General features: G+C 68.6%; 10 protein-coding genes. 1 reads left to right on the top strand and 9 read right to left on the bottom strand.

What is annotated here, in order from left to right:
* Positions 1 to 102: 102 nt before the first annotated feature.
* From ACI3KT_RS00370 to ACI3KT_RS00330, 9 genes are all read right to left on the bottom strand, one after another.
* Positions 103 to 3,672: a glycoside hydrolase gene (locus ACI3KT_RS00370; RefSeq protein ID WP_404901738.1), complete on the bottom strand. Its 3,570-nt coding sequence runs from the start codon at positions 3,670 to 3,672 to the stop codon at positions 103 to 105.
* Between the two features lie 214 nt (positions 3,673 to 3,886).
* Positions 3,887 to 4,915, bottom strand: a complete 1,029-nt coding sequence (locus tag ACI3KT_RS00365) for a LacI family DNA-binding transcriptional regulator (protein ID WP_292907788.1) — start codon at positions 4,913 to 4,915, stop codon at positions 3,887 to 3,889.
* Positions 4,916 to 5,023: 108 nt separating this feature from the next.
* Entirely contained in the window at positions 5,024 to 7,654 is a 2,631-nt protein-coding gene (locus ACI3KT_RS00360) for an immunoglobulin-like domain-containing protein (RefSeq protein WP_404901736.1), read from the bottom strand.
* 44 nt (positions 7,655 to 7,698) lie between these two features.
* Complete coding sequence (locus tag ACI3KT_RS00355) at positions 7,699 to 10,257, bottom strand: family 43 glycosylhydrolase (protein WP_404901734.1); 2,559 nt, start codon at positions 10,255 to 10,257, stop codon at positions 7,699 to 7,701.
* Between the two features lie 57 nt (positions 10,258 to 10,314).
* Positions 10,315 to 10,536, bottom strand: a complete 222-nt coding sequence (locus tag ACI3KT_RS00350) for a hypothetical protein (RefSeq protein WP_404901731.1) — start codon at positions 10,534 to 10,536, stop codon at positions 10,315 to 10,317.
* Complete coding sequence (locus tag ACI3KT_RS00345; protein ID WP_404901729.1) at positions 10,533 to 11,603, bottom strand: hypothetical protein; 1,071 nt, start codon at positions 11,601 to 11,603, stop codon at positions 10,533 to 10,535. Before ACI3KT_RS00345 ends, ACI3KT_RS00350 begins: the two co-directional genes overlap by 4 nt.
* A gap of 25 nt (positions 11,604 to 11,628) precedes the next feature.
* The gene (locus ACI3KT_RS00340; protein WP_292907079.1) at positions 11,629 to 12,255 is read right to left on the bottom strand and encodes a hypothetical protein; all 627 of its coding nucleotides are present in this window, start codon (positions 12,253 to 12,255) and stop codon (positions 11,629 to 11,631) included.
* A gap of 207 nt (positions 12,256 to 12,462) precedes the next feature.
* Positions 12,463 to 16,605 carry a beta-L-arabinofuranosidase domain-containing protein gene (locus ACI3KT_RS00335; protein WP_404901727.1) on the bottom strand — a complete coding sequence of 1,381 codons (4,143 nt, stop codon included), beginning with the start codon at positions 16,603 to 16,605 and terminating at the stop codon, positions 12,463 to 12,465.
* A 17-nt stretch (positions 16,606 to 16,622) separates the two neighbouring features.
* Complete coding sequence (locus ACI3KT_RS00330) at positions 16,623 to 19,310, bottom strand: LamG-like jellyroll fold domain-containing protein (protein WP_404901725.1); 2,688 nt, start codon at positions 19,308 to 19,310, stop codon at positions 16,623 to 16,625.
* A 218-nt stretch (positions 19,311 to 19,528) separates the two neighbouring features.
* Here ACI3KT_RS00330 and ACI3KT_RS00325 point away from each other — a divergent pair, with 218 nt between their 5' ends.
* Positions 19,529 to 22,489, top strand: a complete 2,961-nt coding sequence (locus ACI3KT_RS00325; RefSeq protein WP_404901722.1) for an immunoglobulin-like domain-containing protein — start codon at positions 19,529 to 19,531, stop codon at positions 22,487 to 22,489.
* The last annotated feature ends 6 nt before the right edge of the window (positions 22,490 to 22,495 follow it).

Below are 22,495 nucleotides of genomic sequence, written 5' to 3'. Positions count from 1 at the left end.
GGGCGGTGCAATCCGATGGGCGGATGCCGCCCCCACGGGGTGCGCGTCGTGGTCGTCTTCTCACGCGATGGCGACCACAACGCGCACCCGGTGCTCAGCTGATCACCGGCACGCCCCCGCGAGGTACGCGAACTGCAGGTTCTCCGTGATGCGGGTGCCGCCGGCATCCGCTCCCAGCTCCACCTGCGCGGCACCGGCCGGGAAGGCCGTGAGCCTGGTGGCCTGGGCGATCGAGGAGCGGGCGTCCGGCCGCACATCCGACAGCGTCTTGCTGCCGTAGGGCGTGGTCACCGTGATGTCTGTCGCGACATCTCCCGTGTTCGTCACGGTCAGCACCAGCTGCGCCTTGCCGGCGACGCAGCGCACCGAGGTCGACACCGCAGCATCGAGATCGGGCACAGCCGCGGCCGTGAAGGCGAGCGTGTAGGTGCGCACGGCCCCCGACGGTGCGGTGACCACGATGCGCGCCTGGCCGGCGGCATCCGCCTGTGCGACCTCGACGGTCGCGTCGCGGTCGACGCCGACGGCACGCACCGTCGGATACTCCGCACCCTGCCACGGCACCTCGTACGCGGTGACGTCGGAGGAGAACCCGGCGAGCGGCGCGCCGTCGAGGGTGATCGCGGCGAGGGCGTCGACGGTCGAGGGGCTGGGCGCGGCGGCGTACAGCTCGACCTCCGACACGATCATGTGCGTCGCGGCGCGAGCGGTCATGACCACGCGTACGGCATCCGCCTGCACGCCGTTCATCGGCACCTCGACGATCGGCGCAGTGCCGTCCGCCGGCACCGGCACGTCCACCGTGCCGAGCGAGGTCCACGCCCCCGATCCGATGCGGTGCTCGACCGACAGCGATTGCGGCCAGCTGTTCGACGAGCCGTCCTTGTAGAAGAAGAGCTTCGCGCTCTGCATGGTCGATCCGTGCGCGAGCGTGTAGGTCAGCGTGTCCTGCGTGTTCTTCGTGCCGGACCTCCAGTTCGACCAGCCCTTGTCGGTGGTGAGACCGTTCTTGGTGCGATCGACGCCGTAGCTCGAGCTCTCGGTGAAGGTGGCGGACGCCGTGCTCTGCGGCGCGATGTTCGCCGCCGACGGCGCGGTCACGACGACCGACAGCTTCGCGACGAGGTCCGCGCCACCAGGGGCCTTCGCGGTTCCGGCGACCGTGACGACTCCGGTGTCCGCGAACGAGGCGTCGGAGACGCCCGACCAGTCCCACACGACCGGCACGTCGACCCGCTGGTCGGTCGCGCCGACGATCGCCGGAACCGTGGCGGGCGCCGCGGCCTTCACCGTCGATGCCGGAGCCCCGGCGTACGTGGTGAGCGACACCGGATCCGTGAGCGAGACGGACCCGACCTCGACGACGGCGGTCGCCTCGAAGGCGACCCCGAACAGGTCGGTGCCGGAGCCTGCGATCGTCTGGGTCCCAGCGACGTTCCAGTCGGCTCCCGCGGTGTTCCAGGTGACGGGCGCCGTGCGCTCCACGCCTCCGCGATACACGAGCGTGGCGTTCGCCGGCAGGGCAGGGGCCGTGCCTGTGGCGGTGCCGACGGCGACCTGCTCGACCGACACCAGGCCCGTGTCGGCGAGCGTCCACAGCTGGTTCGCACCGTCGTTCGACGTCCACAGGCCCACCCCTGCTCCATCGGCCGAGCTCTGCCCGTTCACGTCGAGCACGCGCTCGTTCGAGACGCTGAGGATCGAGAACCTCGTGCCGTCGGTGGTCGACGAGATCCACTGCAGGGCCGGATCGCTCGCCGCCTGCTCGAGCGTCGCAGTCGCCATCGTGACTGCACCCCCGGACTCGGCGAGGTAGCGGCCGTCTCCCGACTGCAGCGCGAAGCGGTGACGATCCGTGCCTTCGCCCGCGAGGGTGCGCACGGTCCAGGTCTGGGCGGTAGCGGCATCCGTCGTCGTCGCCGAGGTGCGGATGACGGCGGCCGAGCCCGACGCGGCGAGCGCCTTGCCGCTCTGCACGCCGAACAGCTGGTAGCTGTGCCCGTCGCGCAGCGCGGTCGCCTCATCCGACACACCGGAGACGCCGGAGACCACGAGCGTGACGACCGACTTGCCAGGCACCGTGAGGGTGGCCGAGCGGGTCGCCGCGTTCACCGGCACCGGAGCGCCCTCGACCAGAGCATTGGAGGTCGGGTCGGCCTCGGTGGACTGCGTGGTGACGATCGGGGTGACCGTCGCCCCTGGGGAGATCGTGCCGAAGCGCGACAGATCGATCGTCAGCTCGCGAGCCGAGGCCTCGGTGTTGACGTGCACGAGGGTCGCGCCGTCGCCGGCGGCCGACACGGCAGCAGTGGTCTGGGCATTGCCCGAGGGGATCAGCGCATCGCCCGGGTGGATGTAGTGCGTGAAGTTGCGCACCGTGTTGTATTTCGCGTTCGTCTTGACCTGGCAGCTCGGGTCGGCATCGCCGTCGGCGATGCGCCGCTCGGAGTCGCCCTCGGCGTTGCAGTCGAAGTCCACCAGGACCGATCCCCAGTTCAGGTCCTCGACCTTCTCCATGTTGTAGGCGTCTTCGACGGGCTGCCAGAACACCCAGGCGCTCGGCTCGAGCTCGCGCAGGTCGTCGACGATGCGGCCCGCCATGCCCAGACCGTTCTCGATGTTCGTGAGGTTGTGCCCTGTGCCGTCCCAGTCGCCTTCGACTTCGCTCATCCAGAGCGGCTTGTCAGCGCTCTTGGCGATGTCGCGCACGACGAGGCGTCCTGAGGTGCCGTAGGTGTGCACGTTCAGCTGGTCGACCTCGGCCTTCGACGAATCGCTCCAGGCGTTCCAGTTCGTGGCGAAGATCGACGGGTTGGTCTCGTCCATCGCGGAGATCGGCACGTCGGTCGTGGTGCCGGGTTCGGCGAGGCGAGCGGCCAGCGCCTGGATCATCTGATCCTGTGCCGCCGGGCCGACGTGCGCGCCCTCCTGACGGCTGGCTGAGGTCGGCCAGCCGTCGCCGCCGAGGGTCGTCGACCAGTAGTTCGTGTTCGGCTCGTTGAACGGATCGAGGCTGTCGAACTGGATGCCGTGCTCTTGCTCGATGTGCTCGACGACCGTGACGAGGTAGTCGGCGAAGGCGTCCATGTCGGCGGCGGACAGCTGCTCGGTGCTGCCGTTGCCGATGCCGCCCGAGACGTAGCCGCTCTGGGTGAGGAAGTACGGCGGGGAGTTGCTGAACGCCTCCCAGTGCGTGATCTTGCCCTTCAGCGCATCGATCCACCAGCGCTGGGTCGCGTCGGCGTCGAAGTCGTAGCTCGCCGGGTCGTCTCCGTCCCAGGCCGCGCGGTACGCCGCACGGTCGGCGTAGGTGGAGCTCGCGAGATCGGGGTTCCACCAGCCGTCCACCGCGCCGCCTGGGCGCAGGTAGTCGGGAACGTCGGTGGCGTTGCCGCCGCCGATGTTGTAGCGCGCGATGTTGAGGTTCAGCCCGTCTTCTCCGAAGACCTTGTCGAGCAGATCCTGACGCACATCGTCGGGATAGCCGCCGGTCGCGTTGGCGAACCAGACCAGGCTCGTGCCCCACCCTTCGAAGGGGTCGGATGCGTATCCGGGGTTGGGGGTGATCGTGACCGGGATCGCGGCGGCGGATGCCGCGGGCGCTCCGGCCACCAGCAGGCCGGCGCCGATGGCGCAGATGCCGAGCGCTGCGATGGACTTCTTCGACTTCATCGTCTGTTCCTCAAAATGTGTTGACGTCAACAGTGAGCGGTAACAGAAGCCTAGAGAAGCCGCGGTCCCCCGTCAACAGCGTCTCCCGCCGCGGCCGCCCCTCGTCGAGTTCACGTGCACTCGTCGAGCGCACGACGTATCGACGCGTCGAAACCGTGCACTCGGCGACAAGCCGTCCACTCGGCGAGGCTCCGGGGCCGGGGCGCCTCGCGGCTCAGGCGCGCGGGGCGGCCGTCGAAGCGCGGACCCGCAGCTCGGGCTGGATCAGCTCGCGGGCCTCGGTCTCGGCGCCCTCGATCGCCGCGAGCAGCTCGCCGATCACGACCCTGCCCAGCAGCGTGAAGTCCTGGCGGACGGTCGTGAGCGGAGGCAGGTAATGCCGGGCGTCGGGCGCATCGTCGAAGCCCACGACACTGACGTCATCGGGAACGCGGATGCCGCGCTCAGCGAACCCGTGCATGAGCCCGAGAGCCATCTGGTCGTTCGCGACGAACACGGCGGTCGCGTCGCCGAGGTCGAGCGTCTGGCCGAACACGTAGCCGGAGTCGGACGACCAGTCGCCGATCACGGGGGGCACGACGGGCAGGCCGGCATCTTCGAGGGCTGCACGCCAGGCCTCGGTGCGGGCTTTCGCGTCGAACCAGTCGGGGGGTCCTGCGACATGCAGGATCTTGCGGTGGCCGAGGTCGATGAGGTGCCGTACGGCGGCGGTCGCGCCGGCCCGCTGATCGACGGATGCCGTGTGCATCTGCTCGTCCGGCTCTTCCTTGACGACGAGCGTCGGCAGCCCGATCGCCTGCTGGCGGAGCAGATCGAGCGACGAGGCGCGCGGCGCGATCACGCACAGCGCGTCGACCCCCTGCGTGAGGAGTTCCAAGACCCCCGCGTCGACGCGGCGGTCCTTCCCCTCCCCCGCCGAGAAGCTGCTGAGGGCGTAGCCGTTCTCGCGAGCGGCGACCTCGATCGCCCTGAGCACGCTGTTCGGACCGAAGAATCCGGGGTTGTCCACGATGGCGCCGATGCGCATGGTGCGATTGGTGGCGAGAGCACGGGCGATCGAGCTGCGCGTGTAGCTCATCTCGTCGATGGCCTTCATCACCTTGTCCCGGGTGGAGGCGCGGATGTTGGGATGCCCGTTGAGCACGCGCGACACCGTCATGTGCGAGACGCCGGCGCGATCCGCGACGTCGTAGATGCTGGGTTTGCGGGGTCCGCCCACGGGGGCGGCGGAGTCGGTGGTCATGAAAGCCCCCTCCGCGCTACGACCGTGAACGGTACAACGATAGTGCGCTCGGGACTTCTCGTCTGGATGCCGGCCGCGAACCGTGTCCGCGGCCGGCATCCCTTCGGCTCAGCCGCAGGTGCGGGCGTCGTAGAACGTGCTCCCCGAGTACGAGGCGTCGCTGGCTGTGCCGTCGACGGCGACGGATGCCGCGGCGATGGCCGCCTGCCTGGTCGTCACGGTCTGCGTCACCGTCTTGCCCGGCTGCACCGCCTTGACGGTCTTGTCGCCGAACGGCGTCGTGATGACGACATCGGACGCCCGGGTGTCCGCGTTCGTGACCGAGACGGCGAGAGCGACCTTGCCTGCCACGCAGCGCGTCGTGACGGCCGAGCTCAGCCTCAGGTCGGGGTCTGTGCCGACGCCGGCGAAGTGGAACATCACGCGCTGGTACTCTTCCGCGGTGATCGGGACGATGCCGCCGTGGCGCTTCTTGATCGCGCCGAGGTTGATGTCGGTCGCCTTGCTCCACACCGAGCTCGAGGTCGAGTCGATGTCGGTCGTGCGGAAGGGAACGTAGCCGCGGCCCGTCGCGTACTGGTCGGCGAGCAGCCCGTAGAGCTGCTGCGCGCCGGCGCGGTCGTCGTCGTTGTACTGGAAGAACTCCGGACCTTCGAGGCAGGCTCCGGTGTAGTTCGTACCGGCGGCGCACGTGCCGCTGCCCGCCAGGATCGACTGCAGCGTGCCGACGAGAACCCACTGCTGGTCGGTGCCGGTGGCGGCTGGCAGGGCGGACGCGGTGGTCGCAGCGAGGTTCTTCGACTTCTCGATCGTGATCTCGCCGTCGCCCGATGCGCGGTAGTACCAGTCGCCCACCTTGATCACGGTGGTGTCGATGATGGAGTGCTCGCGGTCGATCCACTTCACCGGGGTCGAGAAGGTCTGGAAGTCGCGCGTGGTCGACAGGTAGACGTCGACGCTGTCGCCGAACGCGGTGTTCCCGTCGGCGCGGGTGGCCCAGTACACGTAGTACTGACCCGTCACGTCGTCCCAGATCGCCTCGGGCGCCCAGGCCATGCCCGCGTTCGGGATCTCGCTCGCGACGTCGGCGAGCCGCGGCTCGCTCCAGTTCACGAGATCGGTGGATTCCCAGATCACGAGCTCGGTCGAGCCGTCTTCCGTGGCGTGCGCGTTGCCCCAGCCCCCGCGGTAGTAGATGCTCAGATCGGTTGCGATCAGGAAGAACCGGTCGCCCTCCGGCGAGCGCACGAGGAACGGGTCGCGCACGCCGCCTTCGCCCTCGCCCGCGTTCCGGGCTGTGGAGAGCACGGGAGATCCCGCAGGACGGGTGTCGATGAAGGTCTTGGCATCGCGGCTGGTGGCGAAGTAGATCTGCTCGTCGGTCGCCGATCCCTCGGTGCCCGTGAAGTGCGTGAAGAGGTAGTCGGTCGTCGCAGGCATGTCGTAGGCCTGACGCACGACGAGGGGGATCTCGCGCGCGGCCGTTCCGCCGTCGATCGTCGCGGTGACCGTGAGCGTCACCTTGGCGTCTCCGCCCTCAGGACGGCTGACGATTCCGGGAGCGGTCTGCGCCGTGCCGGTCACGTCGACGATCGCCGGGTCGGAGCTCTGCCAGGTCAGGGTGGAGCCGTATCGGGCGCCGGATGCCGGCAGCGCGATGTTCGAGCGGACGTCGTCGGCATCGGAGATGCTGATCGCGTCGAGGTCGCGTTGCGCTTTGTCGGCCGCGGCGGGGTCCTTGAGCACCGTGACGGAGAAGCTGCGCGGAGTGCTCTGCACGCCTCGCACGGTCGACACGGCGATGAGGGTGACGACCGTGTCGGATGCCGGTTGGGTGACGGTGCCGTCGGAGTCGACGATCCCGGGCTGCGAGGAGGCCCACGTGACTCCGCCCGCGGTGGGCAGCGTGAGGTCGGTCTCCACCGCATCGAGGCTCTGCGTGTTCGCAGCGGCGAGGTCGAGCGCGGCGACCGTCTCGGTCGCCGCGGCTGCGGCGTCGGTCGCGGCGATGTCCGCCAGAGTCGCTGCCGGGAGCGCCTCCTCGTACACGCGGAACGTCGAGACCTTGCCCTGGTACAGGCTGTCGGCCGCGTAGGCGCTCTTGCCGATGTAGTTCATCGTGTGCGTGAGCAGGTCGGTGAGATTCACGGTCGAGTCGGTCTTCACCGCCACCTGGGCGCCGTTGATGAACAGGCGAAGCGTCGACGTGGTGCCGCCGGCGTTCTTCTCGATGGTCGCGGCGACCGACTGCCACTGCCCCTCGACGAGCCTGGTCGCCGAGGTGACGCTCTGCTCTCCCGACCAGTTCGTCTTGGTGATCGCGACACGGGGTGCGACGGGTTGGATGAAGAACTGACCCTGGCCGCTCGTCGAGCTGCTCGAGCCGCCGATGTTCCACAGGAACTTCGCGCCGGTGAGGGCCTGCGGCGAGGTCTCGATCACGACCGTCGCCGCACTGCGGCCTGCGAGCAGATCGTTCGGCATCTGCACGTAGTTGGCACCGGTGAACTGCATGTACCCGGCCTTCCACGCGTCACCGCCGAGCACCGTGGCGTCGTTCCCGTGCGCGCTCGCGTCGTGCACGAGCGTGCCGCTGGTCTCCGAGAAGTCGTACAGCGCCAGCAGCGACGACGGCTCCGCTGCGTCTGCGGCCTGGGGCGTGAATGCCGCCAGCCCCGCAACCAGTACTGCTCCTGTGACTGCGGCGACCGATCTGCGGCCCCGTGCTCTTCCGCGCATGCGACTCTCCTGTCGTTCCTGGTGGTGGGTGATGGTGGCGCGAGTCACTGGCATGACCGCGCACTGTAGGTCTGTTCGACGGCGGTGCCGCCGACGGTGACGGTCACGGTTCCTGCGGAGACCGACGCGCTGCGAGTGCTGAACGTCGCCGAGGTGCTGCGCTCGTCGGCCAGCGCCATGATCGTCTTGGTTCCGAAGGCGCTGGAGACGACGGCATCCATCGCCTCCCCCGTCTCGTTCGCGACGGTCGCGACGACCGCGGCCCTGCCCGCCACGCACCGGGTCTGCACCGACAACCGCACGTCGATTCCGGCATCGGGTATCGCCAGAGCCGCCGTGGTGAGCGGGTGGGTGCGAGCGGGAGCGGTGCTGTCGTTGTTCCGCACGCCGGTCGCGGATTCGCCGATGCCGCGTGCCGAGATCTCATGCCCGGCATCCGCTGCGGTCACGACGTAGTGCGCGGCGTCGGCGCCGACGATCGGCTCTCCATCGCGCAGCCACGACCACGAGCTCGCGGTCCACCCGTCGCCGAACGCCGCCGTCAGGGTCGAACCGACCGCGGCCGCGCCCTCGACCGAGACCGTCGGCGTGGTCTCCGGCAGGACTCCCTCGTAGGTGACCGGAATGCGCTGGATGAGTGGCACTGCGCCCGCAGCGATCTCTGCCGCCGAAGGCTGCGTGTAGGTGAGCCGGGAGATGCGGGTCTCGCGTTTGTTGCCGGTGGCGATCTGCTTTCCGTTGGTCAAATCGACCAGCCGCGGGCGCATCTCGTCGGTGAGGAACGCGTGGTACGCGACGTACCAGTCGTCGGTGCCGGGGATCTGCAGCACCGAATGATGCGCGGTGCCGAGGATGCCCTTGGCGACGTCCTTGTTCAGGATCTCGCCGCGATACGTCCACGGGCCCGCCATGCTCGTCGCGGTGGCGTAGGCGACCCGGTAGTCCGGCGAGTTCGTGTCGTCGACCGAGTAGGTGTAGTAGTAGGTCCACCGTCCGAGGTACTCGCGGGCGGTGATGTACGAACCCTCCCGATAGCCGGTGATGGGCTGCTGCACGCGGGTCGCCGGGTCGAAGCTTCGCATGTCGGCGTTCAGCGCGGCGTAGTTGATGCCGCTCTGACCCCAGGCGATGTACCACGTTCCGGTCTGCGGATCGCGGAAGGTCGCCGGATCGATGCTGTCGGCGACGACGCTGTCCGTGAGCTCGAACCCGCCGTCCGGCCGGTCTGACACGGCGACGTTCGTCTGCCCGTCGCCGGAGAAGTAGAGGTAGTACTTCCCGTCGCGCTTCGCCATGGCCGGCGCCCAGGCCTTCTTGGTGCGATTCGGCAGGATGCCGCTGTCGGGCGTGCCGTCGAGATTCTGATCCTGCAGGTTCACGACGACGCCCTTGTCGGTCCAGTTCACCAGGTCGGTCGACTCGAACGCGTGGATGGTCCAGCCGCCCCACTCCGAGTAGCCGTCGGTAGTCGGATAGATGTAGTACTTCCCGCCATCGGCGAAGATCTCCGGGTCGGCGAAGAACTTCATGCCCGTCGCCCCGGTCGCGTCGGTCTGGCCGGGGATGCGGATCGGCGTCACGAGCGTGTGCACGCGCACCTCATAGGGGACCGTGGTGCCGTCAGCCTTCGTCAGTGTGAGCCGCACCGGCTCGCTGTAGTCGGACATCTCGGATGCCGGGCTGCCGTCTGCCGCTGTCAGCGTCTCGCCGGTGTGCGTGAGGAAGTCGAATCGCACGTCAGCGGCATCGCTGAGCTCACCCGTGGCGCCGCCGCCGGATGCCCAATGGTCGAGCGTGATGTCGAGGATGCTCGTTCCGCCGTCGGCGCTCACCCGCTGAGTGAGGATCTGCTCGGTGTCCACCGCCTCCGCCACGCCGGAGCCGAGGAGGTCGGCCCGATCGAGCGCCCGGTCCCAGACGGTGATGTCGTCGAACGCCCCGTTGAAGTAGGGATCCGCTGCGTACAGCGAACGGCCGAGATACGCCTGAAGGTTCGTGCCGAGCTCGCTGATGCTGGTCTTCACGTCGGAGTTCGTCGCGACGGGCCGGCCGTTGTAGTAGACGACGATCTCGGTCGGCGACACCGTGAGTGTGACGTTGCCCCAGATGCCCTGGACCGAGCTGTCGAGGGATGCCGTCGCTCCGGACTCCTGCTGCCATGACGCCTTCGTGATCCCCGCGTAGAGATCCTGATAGCGAGTGCGCAGGAACAGGTACCGGTCTGAATCCTGACCGACCGCGAAGGTGAAGAAGTTCCCCGTCGACGAGCGGTTCTTGTAGTTCATCGAGATCGTGAACTCGTCTCGCCCGTCGAACAGGCCGACGGGGAAGGCTGCGTGCTGCGTGCCGCCGCGGGTCGACAGCGCCTTGCCGCCGATGGGCTTGTCGCCGTAAGCCTCGATCGCGGCTCCCCCTGAGAGGGTCAGGTCGTTGCCGTGCCCCGAGGTGTCGCGGGCTGTGCCGTCTTCGAAGTCGTAGGAGGCGATGACCTGGGGGTCGCCGCCGGCGGCCGCGGCCGGCGTCGCGAGACACAGACCGGCGGCGGCGATCGCGGCGACGAGCAGCGCGGAGGCCGTCCTCGTGATGCGGGCAGACAGAAGCATCGCACTCTCCTTCGAGTGGTGGCGGTATGCGGTTCCGGTGGACGAGACCCGGGTCGGTCAGTGACGGCGCCGGGTTCGCCGGACGACGATCGCCGCGCCGACGACGATCAGGACGACGGCGACGACGATGAGCAACATGGGGACGTCGACGCCCGTGGTGGCGAGGCCGTCGACCGGAACGTGGGTAGGGAGCTGCGTGATGTCGACGTGGATCTGCACGCCTCCTACGCCGTCGGCTGCGGCATCCGCATCGGAGTTCAGCGTGAAAGGGGCGATCATCCGGTCACTCTCTCTCGGCGGGATTCGTCGAGGGCTTCTTCGCGACCGCGCTCCACGGCCTTCGAGATCAGTTCGTCCACGCGACGGCGCGAACGGATGCGGTTCCACAGCAGCGCCAGCACGAGCAGAGCGACCCCGGCGAGGAGCAGCAGTTGCGGCCAGGGCATCGCCCACACGCTGAGCGACGTGGTCGCCGCCTCGACGGAGAGCTGCTCGCCGTCGAGCGATGCGGCTGTGGGGGCGACCGTGAGATCGCCTGCGAGGAGGAACAGCGGCCACACGTCCGCGACCTGCACGGTGAACGACCTGCTCTCGCCGGGGAGCAGCACCTGCGGGCGCTCACCCTCGGCGGGGAACGAGATCTCCTGGCCTGCGATGGCCAGGGTGCCCGCGGCATCCATCCGGGCGTTGCCGGTGTTCTGCACGTCGAAGGTGACGGTCAGCCCGCCCGCCTCGAACGGATTGGGGTTGAGTCGATAGTCGCCGCGCACGTTCTGCACGGCGAAGGCCGGTGCGAGCTCGCCCGCGACGCGCGTGAGCACCTTGATGCCCACGCGACTCTCGACGCCGACGCCGGTGGCGCCGGAGTCGTCCTTCTTGATCGAGAGGACGGATGCCGCCACACCGGCCGCGTGGTCACCTGGCTCGGCGTTCTCGGGAACCGTGATCGTGAAGGCGACGACCGCCGACCCGCCCGCCGCGATCTCGATCTCTTCGGGGATCGTGATCCAGCTGCCGGAGTCGGTCGATTCCTTGTCCGACGGCAGCATGTCGAAACGCCCCGCCTCGGTGTAGAAGCCGTCCGCCGCCGAGAGCGAGAAGACGACGTCTCCCGCCCCGAGGTTTCGGACGATGATGTGCTCTTCGACGCTCTCGCCCGGATCCAGCTCGTGCTGAATCGAGACGCGACCGTCTTCGCCCGTTCCGTCCGCCGGTGACACCGACCACGAGACCGCATCGCTCGGGGCGTCGTCGGCGTGGGCGGCCGACGACAGGCCGAGCACGCCGAGCACGGCCGCGAGAGCGGCTGCGCACAGCGCGAGCGGTGCAGAGCGGGGGAAGGTCATGATGTCACCGGCAGACGAAGGGGGATCAGAACGTGTCTTCGAAGAGCGACAGCGTCAGGGTCGACGTGTACGAACCGGGCGCGACGGTCACCGGGGTCTTGAGCACGAGGTTCGCGTTCGCGGTCCACTGGCCCGAGGTCGCCTGCGCCTCGGAGGAGTCGAGCGCGAGGGCGAGCAGCTCCTGGCCGACCAGGCCGACGCCGTTCGCGCCGCCGTCGATAGAGGTGCCGACCGTGTCGCCCGCGCTGACCTCGCCGTCGTTGGCCGTGACGACGTTCGGAGCCCAGCCGAGGTGGTCCGGGGTGATGCTCGGCTGTCCTGCCGCGCCGACGAAGTCGCCCGCCTGGCCGGTGACGTACCAGAACACACCGGCCGGTACATCCTCGCGGGTGTCGGTGACCGTGACGTTCGGCAGCGCGCCGGTGAACTGACGGTATGAAGCGGTGGTTCCGCTCTCGGTCAGGGTGGTCTCGGTGCCGCCGACGGTGAGGCTCAGCGACCCGGTCGCGGTGGAGGCGATGTCGACCTTGACGTCGACGTCACCGGAGCCGTTCTCGCTCGGGTCTGCGAAGGCGGCGACGCCCACACCGGCGAGCATCAGCCCGCCGAGGATTCCGACGGCGCAGCGCGCGGCCATACCTTTTTTGATCATTGTGTTTCTCCAGTTCCTCGGCCGGCGGGTACCGCACCGAATCGACGATCAGCCTGGCGGCTGTCGGGTTCGCTTTTCAGGCATCGGGCAGGAACTGCGTGGGCGCCCTTGCCCGGCGCACTCCCCCAGTGGAGTGCATCCATTCCCCAGATTGTTAGCGGGAACAATTCCACTTTATGGCTCCGTGATCCGCGCGTCAAGAGCGGATCAGCGGCATGTCGTCGCCGCGTACGGAGCAGTCACCTGCACTGTCGCCGTCCGCCCTCCGAGCACGGCCTGCGCCGTGATCGATACCTCGCCGGCCACCACGGATGACTGCCTGGTCGCCTGCGACTTCGACACGGTCTTGCCGGCGCCGACGCTGAGTTGCGACGTGCCGAATGCGGTTGTCACGGTCGCAGTGGCCGCAGCATCCGATCCGTTGTGCACGCTCGTGACGAGAGTCGCCTTGCCCGCCACGCAGCGCACGGCGACCGTGGCCGACACGTCGAGCTCCGACTCACGGACGATCGTGAGCGTGTAGACCTCGTTCGTGGAGTGGTCCTGCGCATAGGACGTGAGCGTGACGACCGTGGGGGCTTCACCGGGCTTCACCGCGACCGTGCGGGGTGCGACGTCGTCGACGAGCACACCGTCGACGTACACGAGCCCGCTCGGAACCGCCGGGTCGGCGTCGATCGACACGGTCGTCGCGTCGGCCGGCACCGTGACGGTGTACTCGGCGACCCCGCTCGTCAGCGCCGGCTCCAGGGCGCCGCCGGCGACCTGGAGCTTCGACAGTGCCGCATCCGTTCCATAGCGGTCGGTGAGAGAGGTGTACACGCCGAACACACCGCCGACGAAGCTGGAGCCGTTGCCCTGGAATCGCACGGTCACGACCGGGATCTTCTGCCCTTCGGCATCGAGCACGTATTGCCCGTTCTGATCGCGCTTGTAGCTGTCCTTCGCCGCGATGCCGTCGAGCACGGTCTGCGGGATGCGGTCGTACTGGATGTACCAGCTCGTCGCACCGTTCGCGTTCGTCACCTGCTCGTGCTTGAGCAGCACGTCGTTCAGGTACACGTCGAAGGTGCGTCCGTTGTCGCCGCCGTAGTACCGCACGCCCAGGTGGTTCGCAGGCGCGGACGGGTCGACGATCATGTCGTACTGGAAGTACGCGTCGGTCGCCCGTTGTCCGTCGCGGTAGCCCTGTCCGTTGAACACCCCGACCGCGGACTTGTTGTACCGGTAGTTCTTGTCGGCCTCGCTGTTGTTGTTGTCGAACGACGTCAGGGAGTCGATCGTCGTCTCGTCGATGCGCAGCTGCTGCTTCTGAGTGAGGATCAGCGCCTGCGCCTCCGGCGAATCCGGCTGCACGAGGGTCATGTACGTGGCGTACCGCGCTCCATAGAGGCTGTAGTACGGCTCGAAGGTCAGCGCCGCGGATGCCGAGTCGACGCCCTGCAGCGCGAAGCGCATGGTCGTACGACCGTCGGCGTTCGGTCCGTCGGCCAGGCGGACGACCTTGTTCGCAGCATCCGCCTTCCAGGCCGCGGGGTCTGCGACCACGACGTTCGAGTTCAGCGACTTGTCGGCCGTGCTCATCTGCACGAGCACACCGGCCGTGTAGCTGGCGCCGACGTTGGTGCGGCTGAGCTCGGTGGCCAGCAGCACGGGGCCGTAAGTGAGGGCCACCCAGTTCGGGTTCTCGGTGCCGTCGCTGACCGAGACCTTCGCCGGCAGCGTGTAGACGAGCTCGTCGCCGGAGGCGACCTCGACGGTCAGATACCCGCCCGAAGCCGCGGCCAGATCGACGGCTTCGCCGTTGCGGGTCAGGCTCGGCGACACGGCCCACGACGGCACGCGCAGCTTCAGCACGGCGCCGTCTGCGACCGCTCCCCCGTCGACGGAATCGATCGAGATGCGCACGACCGGATCGGCCGGCACGTTCGCGCTCTGCGTGATCTGCAGATTGTGCGCCTCGTCGCGGTACACCGAGCTGTAGAACTGGTTCACCCACACCCCGTCGGGGCCGGTGAAGTACATCGAGTCGCCGATCTTCGTGAAGCTCTCGATGCCGGTGCCGTGGTCGCACCAGAACTGGTCGAGCGGCGTGCCGAACACCTTGGCGTAGCCCGCGGTCTGCGGCTGGAAGTACGTCACCATGCCGGTCTCGGGGTTCTGCGAGGCGAGGATCGTGTTGATGAAGGTCGACTCGTAGTAGTCGGCGTACTTCACCTGATGATCGACCGCGAACAGCGCGTGCGTGAGCTTGAGCATGTTGTACTCGTTGCAGCCCTCGGCCGTGGAGTTCTCGCCGTAGCCGCTGGTCACGCCGTTCGTCGCGAAAGCGTAGAGGGTGTCCGCGCCGTGGAAGTGCTCGGACTGGCTGTTGGCGCCGTTCGCGTAGGTGTGGTCGTCGACGACCATCTGCCAGAAGCGCTGCGCCGCGGTGAGATACATCGGCAGGGCGGTCTTCTCGGCGTCGCTGAGCGTGGCGTACAGCACAGGGTCGTCCATGAAGACCGTGTACCGCTTGAGCGCGCCGATCAGCTTCGGGATCGTGGTGTTCGCGTGCAGACCGTTCAGCACGTCCTGCCCGTTCGCGAGCCGCTGGAAGAGGGCCACCTCGTCGAAGTACTCGGCAGCGCGCTTGTGGTCGGGGCTGCGGGTGATCGCGTACAGCTCGTACAGCGCCTCGTTCATGCCGCCGTACTCGGTGCGCAGGATCGTGGAGGGGTCGGCGAGTGAGGCGGCGTAGTTCTTCACCCAGGTGCCGAAGCCGGAGGCGACGGTCAGCGCGTCGGCGGCGACGCCTGCGGGGGCGTACTGATGGGCGTCGAGCAGGCCGGCGAGCACCTTGTGCAGGTTGTAGAACGGCACGAGCAGTCCGTCGGCGCCGCTGGGCAGAGCGCTGATCGGGAACGGAGCGATGTAGCCGGCGCTGGCGGGGTGCGCACTCGCCCACGCCTCCTGGCAGCGCTTCAGTCCTTCGACCGCCGAGGTGAGCTTCGCGAGAAGCTGCGCCTTGATGCCGGCATCCGTCGTCGTGGCGTACGCCTGCGACAGCGCGGAGATGTAGTGGCCGAAGAAGTGTCCGGTGAACCGCGTGCCGCTCGAGCGCTCCCACCCTCCGTAGCCCGAGTCGGTGGTCGGCGTCAGCCCCGCCTGCGTGTACCAGGAGTAGAGGAACTTCTCCGGGTCGAGACTGAGCAGGTAGTCGATCGTCTTGCCGTTGGCATTGTCGAGATACGCGTCGGTGACCTCGAGGTTCTCGAGCCCGGCGTCACCGAGGAACTGCGACGCGGACTCGCCCTCTGGTGCGACCGTGACGGTGAAGTCACGGGTCACGACGGTGCTGCCGCCGTAGCGGGCGGATGCCGTCAGCGTCACGGTCCTCGCGGAGTCGGCGGGTCGCGTGACGCGGGCGACGGCTCCGTCGACGGCGATCACGCCGCTGTTCGACGACGCCCAGCTGATCGCGCTGCCCGATCCCCCCTCGGTCGCGAGCGCGAAGTCGGCCGCCGCGGCGCCGGGAACCGTGAGCGCGGTCAGGTCGGTCTGCGCGACGGCGGACGGGTCGAAGGTGGCGTCGCCGCGCTGCGTGAGCGTCACGACGTCCTCGATCGTGGCGACTGCGTTGAACAGCGCGTAGTCATCGAGAAGTCCTTTCAGGTGCGATCCGTTGTACTGCGGACCGTTGTAGCCCAGGGTCTTCACCGAGGCGCCCTCTGACCCCAGGACGCCGGAGGCCGTGGCGCTCACGGCGTTCTTCACGGTGCTGAGCTGCCGCACGCCGTTGCGATAGAACTGCACCTGCTTGGTGGCGTGGTCGTAGGTCGCCACGACGTGCGTCCAGGTGCCGGCGGGGAAGAATGACGAGCGCGTGCCCGCGACCGCGACCTTGTAGGGCTGGCCAGACGAGGGGCCGATCGACAGCGCGAGCGGGGTGCCGGCGTCCTCACTCGTGAGATACCAGCCGTCGGAGTTGTATGCGGTCTTGCTCCAGGCGAACACCTGCTCGCCCGTCATCGCCGCGCTCGGGTTGTACCAGAACGACACGGTGAGATCGGCCGGCTGCAGTCGCGCATCGGTGCCGAGGCGCAGCGCGGTCGAGCCGTCGAAGGAGAACGCCTGGCCGTGGATGCCGGCGGCGTACGCGGCCGTGCCTTTCTGCACGGTCACGGCGGCGGCGAGGGCGCTCGTGTCGGTGAGCGCGCCGTCGAAGCCGAGCTCGAGCACCTTGCCCGACTCGATGCTGAGCGCCGTCGCGGCCGAGGCGGCAGGAGCGATGCTGAGGGCGGCGGAGCCCCCGACCAGGGCGGCCACGGTCAGCACGGCGGCAGCGCGTACGTCTCTTCGGATGGACATGATCTCTCGTCTCTCGCTCAGCCGGCGCAGGTGCGCGCGGCGTAGTCGGCGGTCACGGTGGTCGTGGCGCCCTGCACGGTCGCCGAGACCGAGACCTGGCCCGCCGGGATCGACCCCAGGCGCGTGGTCGTGGTGCGGCTGATCTTCTTGCCGGGGGCGATCGAGCCGGCATCCTGCGTTCCGTACGCCGTGGTGACGGATGCGGTGACCGCCTGGCCGCCCTTGTTCACGACCTCTGTCACGATGATGACCTTGCCTGCCACGCAGCGCGTGCCGGCAGTCGCCGTCACGCTCAGCGCGGGCGCCGTCACGGTGACCTGAGCGGTGACGGTGACCGCGGTGCTGCTCGCGAGCGTGCGGTCGGGCGCGTTCCACGCGGTCGAGCCGCCGGCGCCGGTCCAGGTGTTGAGGTTGGCGCCGATCGTCTGCACCGTGCCCGTCACCGGGTAGGTGCCCGCAGTCGCGAGGTCGACGGATGCCGTGTTCCACGTGACCGGCCGCGTGGCCGTGCCACGGGCGTAGGCGAGCACGACATCGGCGTTCTGGGGCAGAGCCGCAGCGAGCTGGTCCGAGCTGCTGCCGGCGGCGATCTCCACGGCGCCGAGGTCGTTCGTCACGGCTGCGGCAGCATCCGCCGCACGCACCCGGTCGTAGTCGGCCTTCGTCAGCGAGATCACGCCGCCGTGCTTGGTGCTGGGCGTCATGAAGAACGTCGGCGAGTTCAGCTGGCTCCATCCGGCATCGAGGTCGGTGGTGACCATCGGACGGTATCCGGTGCTCGGGATCACGTCGACGTACAGATACCACTTCTCGTCGCTGTGGCTCTTGAAGACCGCCGGGCCCTCGACGCCGCCTGCGTTGCCGCCGGCCCAGGCGGCGCCGATCTTCGTCTGCAGCGTGGTCCATGCGGTGCCGCTCTCCCACCAGCGTGCGGCTGTGGTCGACTCCATGTAGATGCCGTCGCCCGTGCCGTTGTCCTTCGTGATGCGGTACGTCGTGCCGCCGTCCTGGATCATGGTGGTGTCGATCGTGTTGGCGCCGGTGTTCACGAAGTCGCCGCCGTACGAGTACGTGGCCTGCGTGAAGTCGGTGGTCGCACCCCACACGACGCGGTTGTACGAGCTGTCGCTGTGATCGGCGGTCTGGAAGACGTTCGCCGAGAAGTACATGACGAAGGCGCCGCGCCCGTCGGGGTAGTAGTCGTCGACCCACAGTGCTTCGGGCGCCCAGGCCATGCCGAGCTCGGCGACCTTCGCTCCTGCGCTGTTCAAGGCGGTGTCGAAGCTGCGCGGAGCGCTCCAGGTCACGAGGTCGTCCGATTCCCAGACGATGAGCCTGGTGCTGGCGCTCTTGGTCCAGTAGCACCAGCTCGTGCAGGATCCGGAGCCGTTGTCGCCGCCGAAGACGCGGAGGTCGGTGGCGATGATGTAGTAGGTGCCGGTCTCGGGATTGCGGGTCAGGAACGGATCGCGGACGCCGGTGGTGCCCAGGTGCGAGGCGAGGATCGGCTTTCCGCCGTTCAGCGGATCCCACTGCTCGGGGTCGTCGCCGCGCGAGATGTCGAGGTAGATCTTCTCGGCGTAGCCCTCGGAATCCTCGATGAAGTGCACCATCAGGTAGCCGTAGTCGTCGGTCTGCGCCGGGGCGGGTTCGATGGTCACTGGCACCTCTCGGGAGACGGTCACGCCGCGGACGGTCGCCGTCGCGGTGAGCGTGGTCTGGATCGCGGCAGAGCCCGCGGCGGGCTGGCGGACCGATGCGGTGCGGCCGTCGGCCGCCACCGTGATGTCGGGGTTCTGCGACGACCAGCTGAGTGCGGCGGTGCTCGAGGCCGGCAGCGTCGTGGTCGCGTCGTCGAGCGTGAGGGCGTTGAGCGCGTCGACGGCCGACTGGGCGTACTGCTGGAAGCCGCTGGAGTGCAGGGCTGCGTCAGCTGTGGAGACGTCGGCGACCTCGGCGGCTGTGAGGGCGCGGTCGTACACCCGGAAGGCCGACACCTCGCCCTGGAAGAACGGGTCGGGGTAGGGCGAGCGCCCGATCGCGTTGACGGTCTGGGCGGTGAGGGATGCCGGGGTGAGCCTGGTCGCGGTCGACCCGAGCAGCTGCCCGTCCACGTAGAACGAGATCGTGCCGGCGTTCCCGTCGATCACGCTGGTCACGCTGTACCAGCGGTCGGCGGTGAGTGCAGCAGTACCGCGGGCGTTCTTCTCGCCGCCGTTGCCGCTCGTGGTGATCGCCGTGCGGGGGACGTCTTTGAGCGAGGCGAACCAGTAGGACGAGGTGCTGTCGCTGCCGATGTTCCAGAGGAAGTGCCAGGTCGACAGCATCGAGGCGTCGAACTTCGTCTCCACAGTGATGGTGGCCGAGTTCTCTCCGGCGAGGATGCCGTCGGGCAGTCGCACCCAGTCGGCCGTCGTGCTGGTCTTTGCTCCGCCGATGAAGGCGAGCGAGCTGCCGGTCCAGTGGGCGTCGGTGCCGTTGACGACCGTCGCCGCACCCACGCCCGATCCTGCCGTGTTCGCCACCGAGGCGCCGCTGGTCTGCGAGAACAGGTACTCGGCGACGAGCCCGCTGCGGGGAGCTGCGGCATCGGCGGCCGCGGCCGGAGCGACCGGTGAGACGGTGAGGGCGGATGCCGCCACCGATACGAGAGCGAGGGCGGCAACGGCGCGGAATCGGGACAGCACGGCGTGAGACTTCATCATTGAGAGCTCCAGGAGAGTGCGGTTTGTTACCGGTAACCAGGAAACCTAGCACACGGAGCGAATCCAGCGCCAGACCGAAAGCGGACCCGACTCGGTTTTCGACTCACCCCTGTCTTTCCGCGCATGTGTCCGCTAACATTCCGTTGAGCCCACCCGAGGGCGACCCGAACCGCCGCCTGCTGCAGCGCGCCGTCAACGACGACAAAGGAGTTACCGCTATGAGCGCACCCACCCGACCACCCCGCAGGCGGAGGCTCACAGCCGCCGGTATCATCGGCGCCCTGGCAGCATCCGTCTGCGCCTTCTCCCCCGCACCGGCGTTCGCCGCTGACGTGCCGTCGCCGACAGCGCACTACGACATGTCGCACGCCGGCACGACCCTGCTCGATGTATCGGGCAACGGCCGCAACGCCACCCTGACAGGCTTCACCGATGCGTCCTTCGTCGACGCGGGTGACGATGCCGTGCTGCGGTTCAAGAACGACGGCTATGCCGCCCTCCCGCAGGGGCTCGTCACGGGTGCCGACAACGACTTCACCGTCGAGTACACGGTCGCGACGCAGACCGCGGCGAACCAGTTCGGCTGGGTGCTCGGCAACGGCGTCGGCGCCTGGAACACCACCGCGCTCGGCAACCACGTGTTCGTGAATCCGCGCTCCGGTGAGAGCGCGTACAGCAACCAGGTGCTCTCCGGCATCCGCGTCAAGACCGGAACCAGCAACGGCGAGGTCCGCCTCCCGGCCGGCGGCGGGCTGAACCCGGGCTTCACCACGCTGACCATGGTCGGCAGCGGCAACGCCCTCACGCTCTACCGCGACGGTCAGATCATCTCGACCGTCACCCACACCTACAACCTGAGCTCGATCGTCCCGGCATCCGGCGCTCTCGGCTACCTCGGCCGTTCGCTGTACGCAGGTGATGCGCTGTTCACGGGCGACGTCACCGACGTGCGCTTCTGGGACAGCTCGTTGACCGCCGAGCAGGTCTCGGCGAGCATGCCGACGGCCGCCCAGAAGTCGGCCACGACTCAGGCGCTGCTGCGCGGCGATCTGCTGCCGATCGTCAAGGGCGCGAACGTGTCTCTCGACTCGGTGCGCAGCAACCTCACCTTCCCGGCGTCGTCGAACGGCGTCGCGCTGACCTGGTCGTCGTCCGACACCACGGTCGTCTCGAACACGGGCGTCGTCTCTCGCGCGGTCACCACCGACACCACCGTGACCATCACCGCCACCCCGGCGTCTGACGCACCGATCTCGTTCACCGTGACGGTGGCCGCGGCATCCGCGTCGGCCGATCTCGATGCGATCAGCCTCTCGTCCCGCACCACTGAGAACCTGCCCCTCATCACGAAGGGCTCGGTCGACGGCTCGGCCATCACATGGACCTCGTCGGACGACGCCCTCGTCACACCGACAGAGGCAGGCTACGTCGCCCCGACCGTGGGCACAGCAGATCCCTACCGCGGCGGCGGCATCGTCGAGCGGCCCGCATACGGCAGCGGCGACCGCACGGCGACTCTCACGGCTCACGCGAGCCTGAACGGCACGACACTGTCACGCGCTTTCACCGTGACGGTGGCAGAGCACGCCCGCACGGCGCCCGACGCCGGCTACGCGAGCGCGTACTTCAAGTCCGACAGCGACGAGAAGATCTACCAGGCCGCCACCAGCGGCAACGACTTCTTCACCTTCTCGCCGGTGAACGGCGGCAACGCCGTCATCACGTCGACCGCCGACACGAAGGGCCTGCGCGATCCGTACATCCTGCGCTCGCACGACGGAGACAAGTACTACATGGTCGCCACCGACCTGTGCATCGGTTGCGGCACCGGGTGGGGGCCTGCCCAGTCGGCAGGCAGCCTCAAGATCGAGGTGTGGGAGTCGACCGACATGGTCAACTGGACCCGCACGAACGGCGAGAACACCGGCATCACGATCAACCAGCCCGAGGCGGGCATGACCTGGGCGCCCGAGGCCTACTGGGACGACGCGCTGCAGTCGTACGTGGTGTTCTTCGCCTCGCGAAAGTACTCCGACGCCTCGCACACGAACAGCGACAACCTCTACGCGCGCATGTTCGCCGTGACGACTCGCGACTTCAAGACCTTCACGTACCCGCCCACCACCTGGCAGGACACCGGATACGCGCGCATCGACTCCACGGTCACGAAGATCGGCGACTACTACTACCGGTTCACGAAGAACGAGGAGTCCGGCGCCGCAGGTCCTCTCGAGGCCGGCAAGGACATCTTCCTGGAGCGCTCGAAGGTGCTCACCGCTCCGACGACCTCGTCGAGCTGGAGCGCCGATCCCAGCCAGACCTGGCAGCTCACCGACACCCACATGACCAGCCTCGAAACCGGCCAGGCGGGTGAAGGACCCGAGATCATCAAACTCAATGCGGGCGACCCGAACAACACCGCAGGAGACGGCTATGTCTTCCTCGTCGACAACTACGGCGCGGGCGGCTACCGCGCCTTCGTGACCACGGGCGACGAGATCGCCTCGAGTTCACAGGCGAACCGGCTCTCGCAGCGCTCCAGCTGGAACGTCCGCCCCGCCGGCGGACTCCCGGCGAGCCCGCGGCACGGCGCCTTCGTCAGCGTTCCGCAGACGGTTCTCACGGCCATGAAGAACTGGACCTCGATCGCGGCCGTGGCCTCCACCACGACGCTCGAGGTCACCGGCCGCGACGCCACCGCATCCGTCACGGCCGCCGATGGCGGCGACGTGGCCGGCACCGTGACCTTCACGGGTGGCGCATGGACCTCGACCGTCGCGCTCGTCGACGGAAAGGCCACGGCGAGCATCCCGGCGGGCGTCACCAGCGTCACCGCGACCTATGACGGATACCGCGACAACCTGGTCACGACGTCGGCCTCGTCCGCGGCTCCCGTCGAGGCCCTCACCGTGAACACGGTGGCCGCCGTGCGGTGCGTGGCCGGCAAGGGGCAGGTGCTCGTCACTCTCTCGAACACCTCGACGGTCGCAGCGACCGTCACCGTGACGACCCCGTACGGCTCGAAGCAGGTCGCGCTGGCGGCCGGCGCGACCACCACGGCGGCGTTCGCCACCCGACTGGCATCGGTCCCGGCCGGTACCGCCACTGTCACCGCGACCGGAGCGACGGGTCAGTCCTACGCAGGCACCGCCGCCATCCCCGCAGGTCTCTGCGGCTGATCGGAG

The sequence above is a fragment of the Microbacterium sp. ZW T6_19 genome (genome assembly GCF_044987465.1).
GTDB classification, from domain to species: domain Bacteria; phylum Actinomycetota; class Actinomycetes; order Actinomycetales; family Microbacteriaceae; genus Microbacterium; species Microbacterium natoriense_A.
This window is presented reverse-complemented; position numbering and strand designations above follow the sequence as displayed.

Excerpts from the sequence above, each read along its gene's own strand:
- ACI3KT_RS00325 (WP_404901722.1), top strand. The coding sequence starts at position 19,529 with ATGAGCGCACCCACCCGACCACCCCGCAGGCGGAGGCTCACAGCCGCC.
- ACI3KT_RS00365 (WP_292907788.1), bottom strand. The coding sequence starts at position 4,915 with ATGACCACCGACTCCGCCGCCCCCGTGGGCGGACCCCGCAAACCCAGC.
- ACI3KT_RS00355 (WP_404901734.1), bottom strand. The coding sequence starts at position 10,257 with ATGCTTCTGTCTGCCCGCATCACGAGGACGGCCTCCGCGCTGCTCGTC.
- ACI3KT_RS00350 (WP_404901731.1), bottom strand. The coding sequence starts at position 10,536 with ATGATCGCCCCTTTCACGCTGAACTCCGATGCGGATGCCGCAGCCGAC.
- ACI3KT_RS00340 (WP_292907079.1), bottom strand. The coding sequence starts at position 12,255 with ATGATCAAAAAAGGTATGGCCGCGCGCTGCGCCGTCGGAATCCTCGGC.
- ACI3KT_RS00345 (WP_404901729.1), bottom strand. The coding sequence starts at position 11,603 with ATGACCTTCCCCCGCTCTGCACCGCTCGCGCTGTGCGCAGCCGCTCTC.
- ACI3KT_RS00360 (WP_404901736.1), bottom strand. The coding sequence starts at position 7,654 with ATGCGCGGAAGAGCACGGGGCCGCAGATCGGTCGCCGCAGTCACAGGA.
- ACI3KT_RS00370 (WP_404901738.1), bottom strand. The coding sequence starts at position 3,672 with ATGAAGTCGAAGAAGTCCATCGCAGCGCTCGGCATCTGCGCCATCGGC.
- ACI3KT_RS00330 (WP_404901725.1), bottom strand. The coding sequence starts at position 19,310 with ATGATGAAGTCTCACGCCGTGCTGTCCCGATTCCGCGCCGTTGCCGCC.
- ACI3KT_RS00335 (WP_404901727.1), bottom strand. The coding sequence starts at position 16,605 with ATGTCCATCCGAAGAGACGTACGCGCTGCCGCCGTGCTGACCGTGGCC.